The sequence below is a fragment of the Poseidonocella sp. HB161398 genome (assembly GCF_005870025.1).
In the GTDB taxonomy this organism is placed as follows: domain Bacteria; phylum Pseudomonadota; class Alphaproteobacteria; order Rhodobacterales; family Rhodobacteraceae; genus Mangrovicoccus.
This window is the reverse complement of record NZ_VATA01000103.1, coordinates 1-14,051: the sequence shown is the minus strand read 5'-3', so window position 1 is coordinate 14,051 and position 14,051 is coordinate 1. Positions and strand designations below refer to the sequence as shown.

At 72.2% G+C, this 14,051-nt stretch carries 12 protein-coding genes; 7 read left to right on the top strand and 5 right to left on the bottom strand.

All coding sequences use genetic code 11. The features are described from left to right. A partial coding sequence (locus FGX59_RS38340) for a hypothetical protein (RefSeq protein WP_138472814.1) occupies window positions 1-378 on the bottom strand: 378 nt, incomplete at its 3' end. Window positions 379-555: 177 nt separating this feature from the next. Here FGX59_RS38340 and FGX59_RS38335 point away from each other — a divergent pair. The 4 genes from FGX59_RS38335 to FGX59_RS34020 all read left to right on the top strand — a co-directional run bounded on the left by FGX59_RS38335 (window position 556) and on the right by FGX59_RS34020 (window position 6,177). Continuing rightward, complete coding sequence (locus FGX59_RS38335) at window positions 556-699, top strand: hypothetical protein (RefSeq protein ID WP_206078512.1); 144 nt, start codon at window positions 556-558, stop codon at window positions 697-699. 438 nt (window positions 700-1,137) lie between these two features. Further along, on the top strand, window positions 1,138-1,959 hold the full coding sequence (locus FGX59_RS34030) for an FAD binding domain-containing protein (RefSeq protein WP_138472810.1): 822 nt from the start codon (window positions 1,138-1,140) through the stop codon (window positions 1,957-1,959). Continuing rightward, a complete protein-coding gene (locus tag FGX59_RS34025) occupies window positions 1,956-4,628 on the top strand; it encodes a molybdopterin-dependent oxidoreductase (RefSeq protein ID WP_138472808.1) in 2,673 nt (890 codons plus the stop codon). Before FGX59_RS34030 ends, FGX59_RS34025 begins: the two co-directional genes overlap by 4 nt. Beyond that, window positions 4,609-6,177 carry a xanthine/uracil/vitamin C permease gene (locus tag FGX59_RS34020; protein WP_138472807.1) on the top strand — a complete coding sequence of 523 codons (1,569 nt, stop codon included), beginning with the start codon at window positions 4,609-4,611 and terminating at the stop codon, window positions 6,175-6,177. The genes FGX59_RS34025 and FGX59_RS34020 overlap by 20 nt, the downstream gene beginning before the upstream one ends. Before the next feature lie 76 nt (window positions 6,178-6,253). Here FGX59_RS34020 and FGX59_RS34015 read toward each other — a convergent pair whose 3' ends face one another. The 4 genes from FGX59_RS34015 to FGX59_RS34000 are packed head-to-tail and all read right to left on the bottom strand — an operon-like array spanning window position 6,254 to window position 10,265. Further along, on the bottom strand, window positions 6,254-7,075 hold the full coding sequence (locus FGX59_RS34015; RefSeq protein WP_240722839.1) for a sugar phosphate isomerase/epimerase: 822 nt from the start codon (window positions 7,073-7,075) through the stop codon (window positions 6,254-6,256). 4 nt (window positions 7,076-7,079) lie between these two features. Then, on the bottom strand, window positions 7,080-7,697 hold the full coding sequence (locus FGX59_RS34010; RefSeq protein ID WP_138472805.1) for an NIPSNAP family protein: 618 nt from the start codon (window positions 7,695-7,697) through the stop codon (window positions 7,080-7,082). Beyond that, the gene (locus FGX59_RS34005; RefSeq protein WP_240722838.1) at window positions 7,684-9,450 is read right to left on the bottom strand and encodes an FAD-dependent oxidoreductase; all 1,767 of its coding nucleotides are present in this window, start codon (window positions 9,448-9,450) and stop codon (window positions 7,684-7,686) included. The genes FGX59_RS34010 and FGX59_RS34005 overlap by 14 nt, the downstream gene beginning before the upstream one ends. Next, a complete protein-coding gene (locus tag FGX59_RS34000; RefSeq protein WP_138472804.1) occupies window positions 9,447-10,265 on the bottom strand; it encodes an IclR family transcriptional regulator in 819 nt (272 codons plus the stop codon). Before FGX59_RS34000 ends, FGX59_RS34005 begins: the two co-directional genes overlap by 4 nt. A gap of 133 nt (window positions 10,266-10,398) precedes the next feature. On the opposite strand from FGX59_RS34000, the gene FGX59_RS33995 reads away from it, so the two are divergent. The 3 genes from FGX59_RS33995 to FGX59_RS33985 are packed head-to-tail and all read left to right on the top strand — an operon-like array spanning window position 10,399 to window position 14,000. Further along, window positions 10,399-12,129: an FAD-dependent oxidoreductase gene (locus tag FGX59_RS33995; protein WP_138472802.1), complete on the top strand. Its 1,731-nt coding sequence runs from the start codon at window positions 10,399-10,401 to the stop codon at window positions 12,127-12,129. Then, on the top strand, window positions 12,119-12,952 hold the full coding sequence (locus FGX59_RS33990) for a shikimate dehydrogenase (protein WP_240722837.1): 834 nt from the start codon (window positions 12,119-12,121) through the stop codon (window positions 12,950-12,952). The genes FGX59_RS33995 and FGX59_RS33990 overlap by 11 nt, the downstream gene beginning before the upstream one ends. Window positions 12,953-13,001: 49 nt before the next feature. Further along, window positions 13,002-14,000 carry a tripartite tricarboxylate transporter substrate binding protein gene (locus tag FGX59_RS33985; RefSeq protein WP_138472799.1) on the top strand — a complete coding sequence of 333 codons (999 nt, stop codon included), beginning with the start codon at window positions 13,002-13,004 and terminating at the stop codon, window positions 13,998-14,000. The last annotated feature ends 51 nt before the right edge of the window (window positions 14,001-14,051 follow it).

Sequence of the window (14,051 nt, the reverse complement as noted above, 5' to 3'; positions counted from 1 at the left end):
CCGCGACGTCCTGGCAAAGAGATGCGACGGGGCGGCCACCGCCCTGCGTTGAGACCAGAGCGATCGCAGCATCGCAAGACAGGCAAAGGACATCGCATGATCCGCCGCTTCCCCCTCCTGGCCGCCGCCTCGACGGCCCTCCTCCTCGCCCTCGCCCCGGTGGCGCACGCACAGCAGCAGAAACAGACCTGCACCCAGGGACAGCAGGGATGCTCCGCGCCGCAGAAAGGCCAGAAGGGCCAGCAAGGCGGCCAGCCGCAGCAGGGCCGGCCTGGCGGGCAGCATGACGGCCAGAAGCCCCCGCAGGGCGGGCCCCAGGGCGGACAGCAGGGGAACAGGCCGCAGGGCCAGCCCGGCGGGCCGCAATCCGGTCAGCACGGGCCTCAGGGCGGGCCCCAGAGCGGGCCGCAGGGGGCGCAGCACGGGTCCCAGGGGGGTCCGCAAGGCGGGCCGCAGGGCGGCGCCCAGCATGGCAAGCAGGGCGGAGCCCAAGGCCGGCCCGGCGGGCATCCGGATGCGCCGCATATCGGCGCCAGCGCCCGCGGCGGCCAGCCGGTGCAGCCGCCCGCACATGGCCAGCTGAAGGCGCCGCCGAAAGGCCAGGAGTACCGGGTCGTCAATGACCGCGTCGTGCTGGCGGACAGCGACACGCTGAAGATCCTCGCCGTGATCGGCCTGGCCAGCGCGCTGCTGCACTGAACCTTTCCGCCGGGCTGCCGATGGCGGCCCTCTCCCTGCCGCGCGCCGTCCCCGGGGCGCGGCAGGGACCGGCTGCGCCCTCCGGCGGCGCAGATCTCATGCCGGATCGGGACGCCGCCGCCGCCGGGCGGTAGCGCGCCGTCCCGGGCGGGCGGGCCAGTGCCGTGGCGAACGGGGCCCAAATGCAGGCCGCGGGCGACCGGGCCGCCGCGGTTTCGCGCGCGCCCGGCGCCTGTCATTATGTCGGCAACGCGCATAACCAGACGCCAACCGGCCCGATTTCTGCCTTTTCCTTGATCAAACCGCCGCCCGGCCGCCGCCGGGCGCGCGCCGTTCCGCCGGAAATCCCGGGCGCGGCGCGGTGCCCGGCTCATGCTTGCACGGAGAGGGGCCGCCTCCGTGCGGCCGCGGGCGCAACGGGGCAGGACACGAGGCGGCATGGATCTGAACGGCGTCACCGAGATCGCGAAACCGGGGCTGCGCAGCGAGATACCGCCCTGGCAGGAGGGCGACGGCTATCTGGCGGGGGGCACCTGGCTCTTCTCCGAGCCGCAGCCCGGGCTCCGGCGGCTGACCGATCTGCAGGGGCTGGGCTGGGACCCGCTGGAGCCCGGGCCGGAGGGGCTGGGCATCGCCGCGACCTGCCCGGTGGCCCGGCTGGCGGGGGTCGAGGCGCCGCCCGCCTGGCGCGCCGCGCCGCTTTTCGAGGCCTGCTGCCGCGCCTTCCTCGCCTCCTTCAAGATCTGGAACACAGCCACCGTCGGCGGCAATCTCTGCATGGCGCTGCCGGCCGGGCCGATGCTGTCGCTGGCCGCGGGGCTGGAGGGGGTCTGCGAGATCTGGACGGCCGATGGCGGCACCCGCCACCTGCCCGCCGAGGCCTTTGCGCGGGCGCCCAGGGTCAATGCGCTGGCCCCGGGCGAGATCCTGCGGCGGCTGCACCTGCCGCGGACCGCGCTGGAGAAGCCCGCCGCCTTCCGCCGGATCTCGCTGGCGCCCGAGGGGCGCTCGGGCGCGCTCCTGATCGGCACGCGGGATGCGCAGGGGCTGCGGCTGGCGGTGACGGCGGCGGTGCCCGCGCCGGTGATCCTGCGCTTTGACGGGATGCCGGAACCCGCGGCGCTGGCGGCGCGGATCGAGGCCGCGATCCCGCCCGGCGCCTGGTATGACGACATCCATGGCCGCCCGGACTGGCGGCGGCACGTGACGCTGGATCTGGCCCGCGAGATCCGCGACGAGCTGGCGGAGGTGGCGCCGTGAAGCTGACCGTCAACGGCCGCCCGGAAGAGGCCGCCCCCGCGGCCGGGCAGTGCCTGCGCACCTATCTGCGCGGGCTCGGCTGCTTCGGCGTCAAGAAGGGCTGCGACTCCGGTGATTGCGGCGCCTGCACCGTCCATGTCGACGGCGTGCCGGTGCATAGCTGCCTCTTCCCCGCCTTCCGCGCCGAGGGGGCCGAGATCACCACGATCGAGGGGCTGGGCCGCGGCGCGCCCGAGGGCGTCCACCCGGTGCAGAAGGCCTTCCTCGACGCCCAGGGCTTCCAGTGCGGCTTCTGCACGGCGGGCTTCGCGATGACCGTCGCCAGCCTCGACCAGGGGCAGCGGCAGGAGGAGGACCGCGCGCTGAAGGGCAATCTCTGCCGCTGCACCGGCTATGGCGCGATCCGCGACGCGCTGGCGGGCCGGGTCTCGGCGGGCTGCGGCGGGGCGGGGGCGAGCCTGCCGGCTCCGGCGGCGCCCGAGGTGATCGCGGGGACCGCGCGCTTCACCATGGACTGCGCGCCCGAGCGGCTGGCGCATCTGCGGATCCTGCGCAGCCCGCATGCCGCGGCGCGGATCGTGTCGGTCGATGCCGGCCGGGCGCTGGCGCTGCCCGGGGTGATCGCGGTGCTGACCCATGAGGATGCGCCCGCGGCGCGCTTCTCCACCGCGCGCCACCAGAACCCCGAGGAGGATGCCGCCGATACCCGCGTGCTCGACCCGGTGCTGCGCTTCGCGGGCCAGCGCGTCGCGGCGGTGGTCGCGGAAAGCGAGGCGGCCGCCGATGCCGCGCTGCCCCTGATCGAGGTGGCGTACGAGGTGCTGGCCCCGGTTCTGTCCCCCGAGGCGGCGCTGGCCCCGGGCGCCCCCGCGATCCATCCCGGCGGCAATCTCGCGGCGGAACTCTCGGGCGGCTGCGGCGACGTGGCGGCGGGCTTCGCCGCGGCGGCCTTCACCCATGAGGCAGTCTACGAGACGCAGCGCGTGCAGCACGGCCATCTGGAGACCCATGGCGCGATCGGCTGGACGGACGGGGCCGGGCGGCTTGTGCTGCGCACCTCCTCGCAGACGCCCTTCCTGACGCGCGACGCGCTGGCGGCGCTCTACGGCCTGCCGCCGGAGCAGGTGCGGGTCTTCTGCACCCGGGTCGGCGGCGGTTTCGGCGGCAAGCAGGAGATGCTGGCCGAGGATATCGTCGCGCTGGCGGTGCTGAAGACCGGGCGGGCGGTGAAATACGAGATGACCCGGGCCGAGCAGTTCGCCGCCACCACCACGCGCCATCCGATGAAGGTGCGGGTCAAGCTCGGCGCGGATGCGGCCGGCAGGCTGACCGCGATGCAGATGTCGGTGCTCTCGGATACCGGCGCCTACGGCAACCACGCGGCCGGGGTGCTCTTCCATGGCTGCGGTGAGAGCATCGCGCTTTATGCCTGCCCGAACAAGCGGGTAGAGGGCCGGGCGGTCCATACCAACACGCTGCCGGCCGGGGCCTTCCGCGGCTACGGGCTGAGCCAGACCAATTTCGCGGTTGAATCCGCGATGGACGAGCTGGCGCGGATGGCCGGGATCGGCGCGGCCGAGATCCGGCGGATCAACGCCATCCGCCCGGGCGACGCGATGGTCTCCTACGAGGAGGCGCATGAGGACGTGGTCATCGGCAGCTACGGGCTGGACCAGTGCCTCGATCTGGTGGAGCGCGGGCTCGGGGCGGTGCCGCTGCCCGATCCGGGGCCCGACTGGCTGGTCGGGCGCGGGCTGGCGGCGGGGATGCTCGACACCATTCCGCCCCGGGGCCATTTCGCCGAGAGCCGCATCGCGCTGGCCGCGGATGGCGGCATCGAGCTGGAGGTCGGCACGGCGGAATTCGGCAATGGCAGCTCGACCGTGCATGTCCAGGTGGCGGCGAGCGCGCTGGGGCTCGACCCGCGGGCGATCCGCCTGCGCCAGTCGGATACCGACCTGACCGGGCATGACACCGGCGCCTATGGCAGCACCGGCATCGTGGTGGCCTGCATGGCCACCCATCGCGCGGCAGGGGCGCTGGCCGGGCTGATCCGCGCCGAGGCGGCGCGACAGGGGCTGCCCGACGGGGCGCCGGATCTCGCGGCGCTGGCGGCGGCGGCAGGGGCGCCGCTGGCCGCCACCGGCCGCCATGACGGCACGCCGCGCTCGGTCACGTTCAATGTCCAGGGCTTCGAGATCGCGGTCCATCGCCGCCACGGCACGATCCGCATCCTGCGCAGCCTGCATGCCGCCGATGCCGGGACGGTGCTGAACCCGATGCAGTGCCGGGGCCAGGTCGAGGGCGGCGTCGCCCAGGCGATCGGCGCGGCGCTCTACGAGAAGCTCGTGATCGACGCGGAAGGGCGCGTGGCGAACCCGGCCTTCCGCGACTACCACATGCCCGCGATGCCCGACCTGCCGCGCACCGAGGTGGTCTTCGCCGACACCCATGACAGCATCGGCCCTCTCGGGGCAAAGTCGATGAGCGAGAGTCCGTTCAACCCGGTGGCCGCCGCGCTCGGCAATGCGCTGCGGGATGCCACGGGCCACCGCTTCACTGCCACGCCCTTCACCCCGGATGCGGTCTTCGGGCCGGTCTGCGGCGCCGGGCGGGGCCTGCGCGAAACGACAGGGGAGCACGAAGAGAATGAGCCAGCCAGGCCATAGCTACAAGCTATTCGTCAAGAGCGACTACAGCGCCTTCTGGGCGCTGTTCACCGACAACCTCATCAACCTGCTGGTGCTGTCGGGGATCTGCCAGTTCGTCTTCGGCATGCCGCCCGAGATCGTCTATGGCCGCATCCTGCCCGGGGCGGCCATCGCCATCATCGCCGGGATCGCGGTCTATGTCCTGCTGGCCCGGCGCGCCGCGGGGCAGGCCGGGCGGGATGTCACCGCGCTGCCCTACGGCATCTCGACGCCGGTGATGTTCGTCTATCTCTTCGGGGTGATCGGGCCGATCTACTGGGCGACGGACGATCCGGTGCTGGCCTGGCAGGTCGGCATCGGCGCGGGCTTCATCGGCGGCATCGTCGCGGCGCTCGGCGCGCTGGTAGGCCCGGCGCTGAAGCGGGTCACGCCGCGGGCGGGCATGCTCGGCACGCTCTGCGGCATCGCGCTGGTCTATATCGGCGCCGTGCCGCTCTCGGAGATCTTCGAGGAGCCGCTGATCGGCTTCGCCTCGCTGGCGATCATCCTCTGGGGGCTGGTCGGCCAGTTCAAGCTGCCCTTCAACATGCCCGCGGGCCTCCTGGCGCTGATCGTCGGGGTGGCGATCGCGCTGGTGCTGGGCAAGTCCTCGGTCAATATCGAGGGGCTGGGGATCTATCCGCCGATCCCGTATTTCGGCGACCTGATCGCGGGGATCGGCCATCTCTGGGCCAATCCCGAGCTGTTCCTGGTGCTGATCCCGGTGCAGATCTACAATTTCATCGAGACGATGAACAATGTCGAAAGCGCCGAGGCCGCGGGCGACCACTATCCGGTGGGCATCTGCCAGCTGACCGACGGGGCGGGGACCATGGTCGGCGCGCTCTTCGGCTCGCCCTTCCCGACCACCGCCTATATCGGCCATCCGGCCTACAAGCGCATGGGCGCGCATGCGGGCTACATCATCGGCGTCGGCGTGGTCATCCCGCTGGCGGCCTTTACCGGGCTGCTGGCCTTCCTCGGCAACCTGATGCCGGTGGCGGCGGCGGCGCCGGTGCTGGTCTTCGTGGCGCTCAGCCTGATCTCGAACACCGCCCATTCGGTGCCGCCGGCGCATATGGCGGCGGTCGCCTTCGCCATGCTGCCGCATGTCTCGGACTTCCTGGTGACCAAATGGGGCTCGCTGATGGGGGCGCTCGGCGGCATGGGGGTCGAGGGGCTGCCGCAGCTCGGCGATCCCGCGCTGACCGCCGCGCTCCTGCAGCAGGGGGCGCACTACGAGGGGCATCTGGCGCTGGCGCAGGGGGCGATCCTGACCGGGCTGGTCTGGGGCGCGATCGTCGCCGGGCTGATCGAGCGGCAGTTCAAGACGGCGGGCTACTTCACCCTGGCAGGCGCGGCGATGTCCTCGGTCGGGATCATCCACGGCGCCGGGCTGCATCTGCCCTCGCTGGCGGGCGCGACCGGGGGCTACCTGATCGCGGCGGCGTTCTTCCTGCTCTATCCGCTGGTGCTCGGCGACGGGATCGAGGAGGTCAGCGCCCCGGTCGACGCCCCGGCGGAATAGAACCCGGTGGAATGGGACCCGGCCCCGCGCGGGAGAGAATCGCGCGGGACCGGGGGGCCGGACGGGCGCCTGCGGGTCAGGCCCCCCCGGCCGCGGCTGCCACGACTCCGCGGGCCTTTTCCAGCGCTTCGCGGGCGCGCTCGGGGGCCGGGGCGCGGCCGGGACGGTCGGCCTGGGCGATCTCGACGCTCAGCACGATGTCGCGGGGCAGCGCGGCCAGGAGCCCGGCGAAATCGACATCGCCGTCCCCGGGCATCAGCCGGTTGCCGCGCGCCGTGGCGATCAGCGCCTCGGGCGCGGGGTCGAAGACGCCCGGCCCGTCGCAGAGCTGGGCATAGTGGATCCAGGCCGGATCGAGCGCGGCAATCGCCGCGAAGGGGCTGTCCGAGCGCTGGACATGCAGCGCGTCGACGAGCACGCCCGCCGCCGGATGCGCGACCGCCTGCACGACCTCTGCCGCGGCGGAGACATTCGGGATGTCGGTCCAGGGCATGAATTCCAGATCGGCGGTCATGCCATGGGCCCGGGCCAGCTCGCAGAAGGCGCCGAAGCTCTCGATCATCCGCGCCCGCTCGGGATCGTCGCCGGCCACCAGGATGTTCCTAGCCCCGAGCGCGGCGCCGCGCTCGAGGAAGGGCAGGGTCGCGCGCGGGTCGAAATCCGGCGCGATCCGGACGATCTCGATATCGGCCAGGGTGACGCCGGTCTCCTCGATGGCGCGGCGGGTCTCGGCCAGCACCGCGTCATCGTCGAGCAGGGGATAGGGCCCGTCGGTCGAGGCCGGCAGCAGGCGCAGCCCGACATGGTCGTACCCCGCCTCCGCCGCGGCGCGCACCGCCTCGGGCGGCGCGAGCTCGGCGGTGGTCAGGAAGGCCAGCGAATAGCGGTAGCCCATCATGCCCTCACTTCAGCGGCGAGAAGGGCAGCGGCACGGCCAGGGTCGAGGTCATCTCGGCGCTCAGCCAGTCGGGCCCGCCCTTCGGCGGCCAGATGCCGTCGGCCACGGTCCTGCCGCGGATCTCGGCGCGGTGGTTGGCGCTTTCATAGGGCCAGATCTGGGTGAAGCGGGTCGGCCCGTCGAGCGAGTACATCGCGATCGAGAGCGGCGAGTACTGCGTGCGCACCGGCACCGCCTCGCGCCATTTCCCGATGGTCGGCGCCATGCCGTTCAGCTTCGGCTGGTAGCTGCGGATCTCGTAGACCTTGCCGTACTCGCCCGGCGCGACCGGCAGCGTGAACTCGAGCGGGATGTAGCTGTCCGAGACCCAGCCGCGCAGATGCTCCATGCAGCCGAAGGGATTGTCCGACAGATGGGTGCGGGTCTTCTCGGCGACGAGGTCCTCGGCGCTCTCGAACTGGCGCAGCAGCACCACTTCGTTCAGCGCGCCGATATCGGGCGCCCAGGCGCCCAGCAGCGTGCCCTTCGCCTCGGGGGCGGCCAGCCACTCCTGCAGCGCGGGGGCGGCCTTGGCGGCGGCGAAAAGCTCCGTGCGGAGCGTGACGAGGTCAAAGAGCGGCATGGTAGTCTCCGTTGGCAGATGTCGCGTCAGCGGCCGGCGGCTGCCCCATCCGCCCGGCGGCGGTCAGGGCGGCGATGTAGCCGAAGGTCATGGCGGGGCCGAGCGTGATGCCGCCCGACGGGTAGTGCCCCGCAAAAATGGAACTGAGGTCGTTGCCCGCGGCGTAGAGCCCGGGCACCGGCAGCCCGTCGCGGCCGAGCACGCGGGCGAATTCGTCCGAGTCGAGCCCGGAGAAGGTGCCGAGGCTGCCCGGAACGATCTTCACCGCGTGGAACGGACCGGTCTCCAGCGCGCCGAGCGCGGGGTTGGGGCGGTTCTCCGCATCGCCCTGGACGCGGTTGTAGACCGAGGCGCCGCGGCGGAACTCGCGGTCCTCTCCAGCGCGGGCGCCGGCATTGAACCGCGCCACCGTGTCCTCGAGCACCGCCGGATCCATCCCGGTGCGCGCGGCCAGCTCCGCGAGGGTCGGGGCCGAGACCAGGTAGCCGCAGCGCCGGTAGGGGGCGAGCGGGAAGGGGAAGGGCCGCGCCCAGCCGAGCCCCCAGCGGCGCTGTGCCCGGTGGTCGGCGATCAGCCAGCAGCCCGGCGCCGCGCCTGCGGGGGTCGCGTCGAAGAGCGCGCGCATGAAGGCGTGGTAGCTGTCGGCCTCGTTGGCAAAGCGCGTGCCCTTGCCGTGCACGGCGATGATCCCGGGCTTCGCGCGGTCGATCAGATGCGGGAAATGGCTGAAGCCGCCCTTGCCGTCGGGCACCAGCGAGACCGGCGCCCAGGCCCCGGCATTGGCCAGATCCTCGCGCAGGAGCCCGCCCGCCGCGCGGCCGAGGCGGATGCCGTCGCCGGTATTCTCCCGCGGGGCGGCGGAATGGTGGGCCAGCCCGGTTTCGGTCCCGAACAGCCGCGCCTGCGTGGCCGGGTCGTGCGGGAAGCCGCCGGTCGCCAGCACCACGCCCGCCCCGGCCATGAGCCGGGTGCCGTCCTGGAGCGTGACGCCCGCGACGCGGCCCTCCTCGTGGAGGAGCCCGGCGACCGGGGCGGAGGTGAAGAGCTCCACCCCCAGATCGAGCGCCGAGCGCAGGAGCCGCGCGGCCAGGGCGTTGCCGTTGACCAGCTGCATCGAGCGGCGGTGCCGAACCAGGTCGCGGCCGTGCCTGGCCAGCCGTCCGGCGGCATAGAGCGCCGAGGCGGGGCGCCGCGTGGCGGCGAAGAAATGCTTCATGTCCGCGCCCGAGGCGATGCCCATCCCGGCCAGCGAGATGATGTCGAGCGGCGGGCGCAGCCGGGCGATCCAGGGTCCGAGCGCGCGGCCGTCATAGGGCGCCGCGCAGACGGAGCGGCCGCCCTCCGCGGCGCCGGGGCCTTCGGTGAAATCGGGCACCTTGTTGCCGTCGACCCAGTCGACCGCGGTCTCGTCGCGGAAGAAGCGGATCATCTCGGGCCCGATGGCGAGGAACTGCGCCACCCGCGGATCGCCCGCGCGGTTGCCCATGATGCCGCGCAGGTAGTCCATCGGCGCGCCCGGCGCCTCGGCGATCCCCGCCTCGGTGGCCAGCGGGTTCTCCGGCACCCAGAGCCAGCCGCCCGACCAGGCGGTGGTGCCGCCCAGCATGTCGGCCTTCTCGAGCACCGCGACGCTCAGCCCGCAATGCGCCGCCGTCACGGCCGCCGCCATCCCGCCCGCGCCGGAACCGGCGACGATCAGGTCGTAGCCCGTCCCGTCGACCGGCCGCGACGCCATCTCCGCCGCCCTGATCATGCCTGCTTCCGCGCAACGCTCTCGTCGTACCAGCGCGAGAAGCTGCGCCCGGCGAGGCTGGCCTCGGCGAGGTCGGCCGCGGCCTGCTGCAGCTCCGGCAGGAAGCCGCGCAGCAGCTCGGGCGTCGCCCGTGCGGCCGGTCCGGCGATCGAGACGGTGCCGATCGGCACGCCGGTCTCGGGATGGCGGATCAGTACGGCGATTGCCGCCATGCCCAGCATGAAGCTGTTGGCATTCAGCGCATAGCCGTTCTTGCGTGCCGCCTGCACCAGCGCCATCAGCTCGGCCACGGATTTCGGCGCCGAGACGCCCGCGCCGCCGGATTTCTCCAGCCCCTGCTTCATCACCGCGGCGATCGCCGCGTCATCGTCCATTCCCGATAGCCAGGCCTGCCCGCCCGAGGCGGCCGACAGGTGCACGATCTGGCCGTGCTCCGCATCCGGATCATAGCGCAGCCCCGAGGTCGCCCCCTGCGAGACGCCGACCCAGACCAGCTTCTCGCCATCCGAGAGCGCCATCCGGATCAGCTCCTTCGTCGACTGGGCGAGCCGGTCGAGAATCGGCTGGCTGAGATCGGGGATGCCGGTGCGGGCGAGGAAGCTCAGCCCCGCCGTCGCGAGCTTCAGCGTCAGCCGGTAGTCGCCATGCTCGCGCGCCTGGTGCGTGTAGCCGAGAGTCTCCAGCTCCTTCAGCAGCCGGTGCACGCCCGATGGCGGCAGGTCGAGCCCCTTGGCGATATCCGTGATCGAGGCGCCTTCCGGCCGCTCGGCCAGGTATCCGATCACCGACAATCCCTTTTCCAGTGCGCTGCTCATGATCGCCCCTCTCTGACAGGTACCCGCCTGTATATGGAATTCCGTCCGAAAATGGAAGAAGAATTAAAACTGGAATCAGTTTCCAATTTTTGCCACGATGAGGGCAGGCGGCGATTCGCCGGAGGAGGGCAGAATGGGTGACATCGGCATCAGCGAGATTGCGAAGGGCTACGACGTGGCCGTCATCGGCTCGGGCGCGTCCGGGCTGGCGGCGGCGGTCTTCGCCGCGCTGGAGGGCGCGCGCGTCCTGGTGGTAGAGCGCACGGAGCATGTCGGCGGCACCTCGGCGCTGTCGGGCGGCACGGTCTGGGCGCCGCTGACCGCGACCGGGCAGAGCGTCAATGCCGGGGACAGCCGCGAGAAGGTCTCGGCCTTCCTCGACAGCGCGGTGGGCAATTTCGGCGACCGGGCGATGCGCGAGGCCTTCCTCGACGCCGCCCCCGAGGCGATCGCCACGCTGGAGGCGAAGACCCAGGTGGCCTTCCGCCCCTATCCCAAGCATCCCGACTACGAATGGGACCATCCGCATCCGACGCTGCGCGGCCGCGCGATCGAGCCGGTGCCCTTCGACACCCGCGCCATGGGCCGGCTGCGCGACGCGATCCGCCCGCCAATCCCGGAATTCACCGTGCTGGGCGGCATGAATATCGACCGGGTCGATATCGGCCATCTGCTCAACCGCTACAGATCCCCGGCCTCCTTCGCCCATGTCGCCAAGATCGTGGCCCGCTACATGCGCGACCGCGCGGTCTATGGCCGCCACACGCGGCTGGTCATGGGCGCGGCGCTGGTCGGCCGGCTGCTCGCCTCGGCGATGGATCTGGGGGTCGACCTGCTGCGCAATGCCGAGGTCACGGCGCTCGAGACCGCGGAGGGCCGGGTGGCGTCGCTGCGCATCTCCGCCGGGGGATCGAGCCGCCAGATCCGCGTCGCGGGCGGCGTCATCCTGGCGACCGGCGGCTTCGGCCGCTCCGCCGCGCGGCGCCGGGACCATCTGCCCGCGCAGCTCTCGCCCGACAGCCCGTCCGCGCCGGGCCATGACGGGCGGCTGCACGACCTGGCCGAGGGGCTGGGCGCGGTCTATGGCGAGGGCGCCGACCAGCCGGCCTTCTGGGCGCCGGTCTCCACCCGCACGCGCGCCGACGGCACGCTCGCCGTCTTCCCGCATTTCGTCCTCGACCGCTCGAAGCCGGGCACGGTCTGCGTCGATCTCGAGGGCCGCCGCTTCGTCAACGAGACCCGCAGCTACCACGCCTTCGGCAAGGCGATGCTGGAGGGCGGCCCGGCCACCCGCGAGGCCTGGATCGTCACCGATGCCGCAGCGATCGCGAAATACGGGCTCGGCATGGTCCGCCCGGGCGGCGACGACCTGACGCCCTATCTCGCCGACGGCTACCTGACGGAGGCGGCGAGCCTGGCCGAGCTGGCGGCGAAGACCGGCACCGATCCCGACAGCCTGGCCGCCTCGGTCGCCGCGATCAACGCCGCGGCAGAGGCCGGGGAGGACGCGCAGTTCGGCCGCGGCTCCACCCCTTACCAGCAGCATAACGGCGATCCGAAGGCCGGGGCGAACCCGACGCTCGGGCCGATCGCGGCCGCGCCCTTCTACGCGGTGAAGATCAAGCCGGCCGATATCGGCACGGCCAAGGGCTTCCGCTCTGACACCTCGGCGCAGCTCCTGCGCGCCGACGGCTCGGCGATCGAGGGGCTCTACGCGGTTGGCAACGACCTCAACTCGATCATGGGCGGGACCTATCCGGGGCCGGGGATCACCCTCGGGCCGGGGCTGGTCTTCGGCTCCATCGCCGGCCGGCATGCCGCCGCCCGCGCCTCCATCACGAAAGGACAAGACGTTGCAGCTTGACGGCGAAACCCTGCTTTTCCCGGTCATTGGCGATCCCATCGCCCAGGTCCGCTCGCCGCGCTTCCTGACGGAGATCCTGCACCGCCGCGGCGTGAACGCCATCGTGCCGCCCCTGCATATCGCGCCCGAGGGGGTCCCCGCCGCGATGGCGGCCTTCCGGGGCATGCAGAACCTGCGCGGCCTGGTGGTGACGATCCCGCACAAGATGGCGTCGCTGGGCTATTGCGATGCGGTCAGCGAGCGGGCGCGCTTCGTCGGCTCGGTCAACGTGATCCACAAGGATGCCGCGGGCCGCTTCATCGGCGACAATGTCGACGGCATCGGCTATCTCGACGGCATCGCCAAGCTGGGCTTCGATGTCGCGGGCAAGCGCGCGCTGCTGATCGGCGTGGGCGGGGCGGGGAGCGCCGTGGCCTACGAGATCCTCGACCGCGGCGCCGCGCATCTGTCGATCGCCGATCTCGACGAAGCCCGCCGCGACCGCATCCTGGCCGCGCTGGATGAACGCTTCCCGGGACGGGTCAGCGCCGGGTCCGACGATCCCGCGGGCGCCGACCTGGTGGCCAATGTCACCCCCTGCGGCATGCGCGAGGGGGATCCCTATCCGGCGGATCCGTCGAAGATGCACAAGGGCCAGTTCGTGGCCGACGCGATCACCAAGCCCGAGGTCTCGCCGATGGTGGCGGCGGCGCGCGCGCTCGGCTGCGCGACGATGACCGGCGCGGGCATGTTCGAGGCCCAGGCCGAGATCCTGGTGGACTACCTGCTCGGCACGGGGCTGCCCCCGGTTCCGGCGGCAGAGGAGGCGGTTGCGGCCGTCTGAGAGGCCGGGGCCCGCGTGCCCCGGGGGGAAGCATTTAGGGAGGACCCCGATGAGAAAGACAGTTCTTGGACTGGCCGTGCTGGCGGCCATGGCAGGCGGTGCGGCCGCGGCCGATGACAGCTATCCCGCGAAGGAGATCCAGGGGATCATCCAATGGGGCGCGGGCGGTTCGACCGACACGGTGATGCGCTCGGTGACGCCGCATGCGGCCGCGGCCCTGGGCGGCAATATCGTCATGCAGAACAAGACCGGCGGCGTCGGCGCGATCGCGCTGCGCCATGTGCAGAGCCAGAAGGCCGACGGCTACACCCTGCTGATGGGGGCCGAGAACCCGCAGATGTACAAGGTGCTGGGGCTCGGCACCGACGACTATACCGACATGATCCCGATCTCGGTCCTGGCGCGTGGCGTGCCGATCTTCGTCGCCGCCAATGACGCGCCCTATGACACGATGGCGGAATTCGTCGCCTATGCGAAGGCGCATCCCGGCGAGGTCCGCGTCGGCTCCACCGGTCCGGGCGGGCTGACCTCGATCGTGCTGGCGATGCTCACCAGCCAGGAGGACGTGGACTTCACCCGCGTGCCCTATGACGGCGACGGCCCGGCGCTGACCGCGCTGCAGGGCGGCGCGCTCGACGTGATGCCGGTCGTGCTGGGCGCGGGCATCGAGGCGGTCAAGGCCGGGCGGATGAAGGTGATCGGGCTCGTCGACACCGAGGCCAACCCGCTGCTGCCCGGCGTGGCGCCGGTCACCGACGACATCCCGGGCTTTGCCGACTACCTGCCCTGGGGCCCGTTCTTCGGCGTCTTCGCCAAGAAGGGCACGCCGGACGAGATCGTCGCCAAGCTGCAGGCCGCCTATGCCGAAGGCGCGCAGAACCCGGATTTCGTCAAGCTGATGGAAGACCGCGGCTTCATCATCATGGCGGTGTCGGGCGACGAGGCGATGGAGTTCCTCGAGGGCTACCGCTCGGTCTCGTCCTGGCTGGTCCATGACGCGGGCTTCGCGAAGAAATCGCCTGAGGAGTTCGGCATTCCGCGGCCCTGATCCGCGACCCGCAGGAGGCCCCGGCTCAAGGCCGGGGCAGCGCAGTGCGGG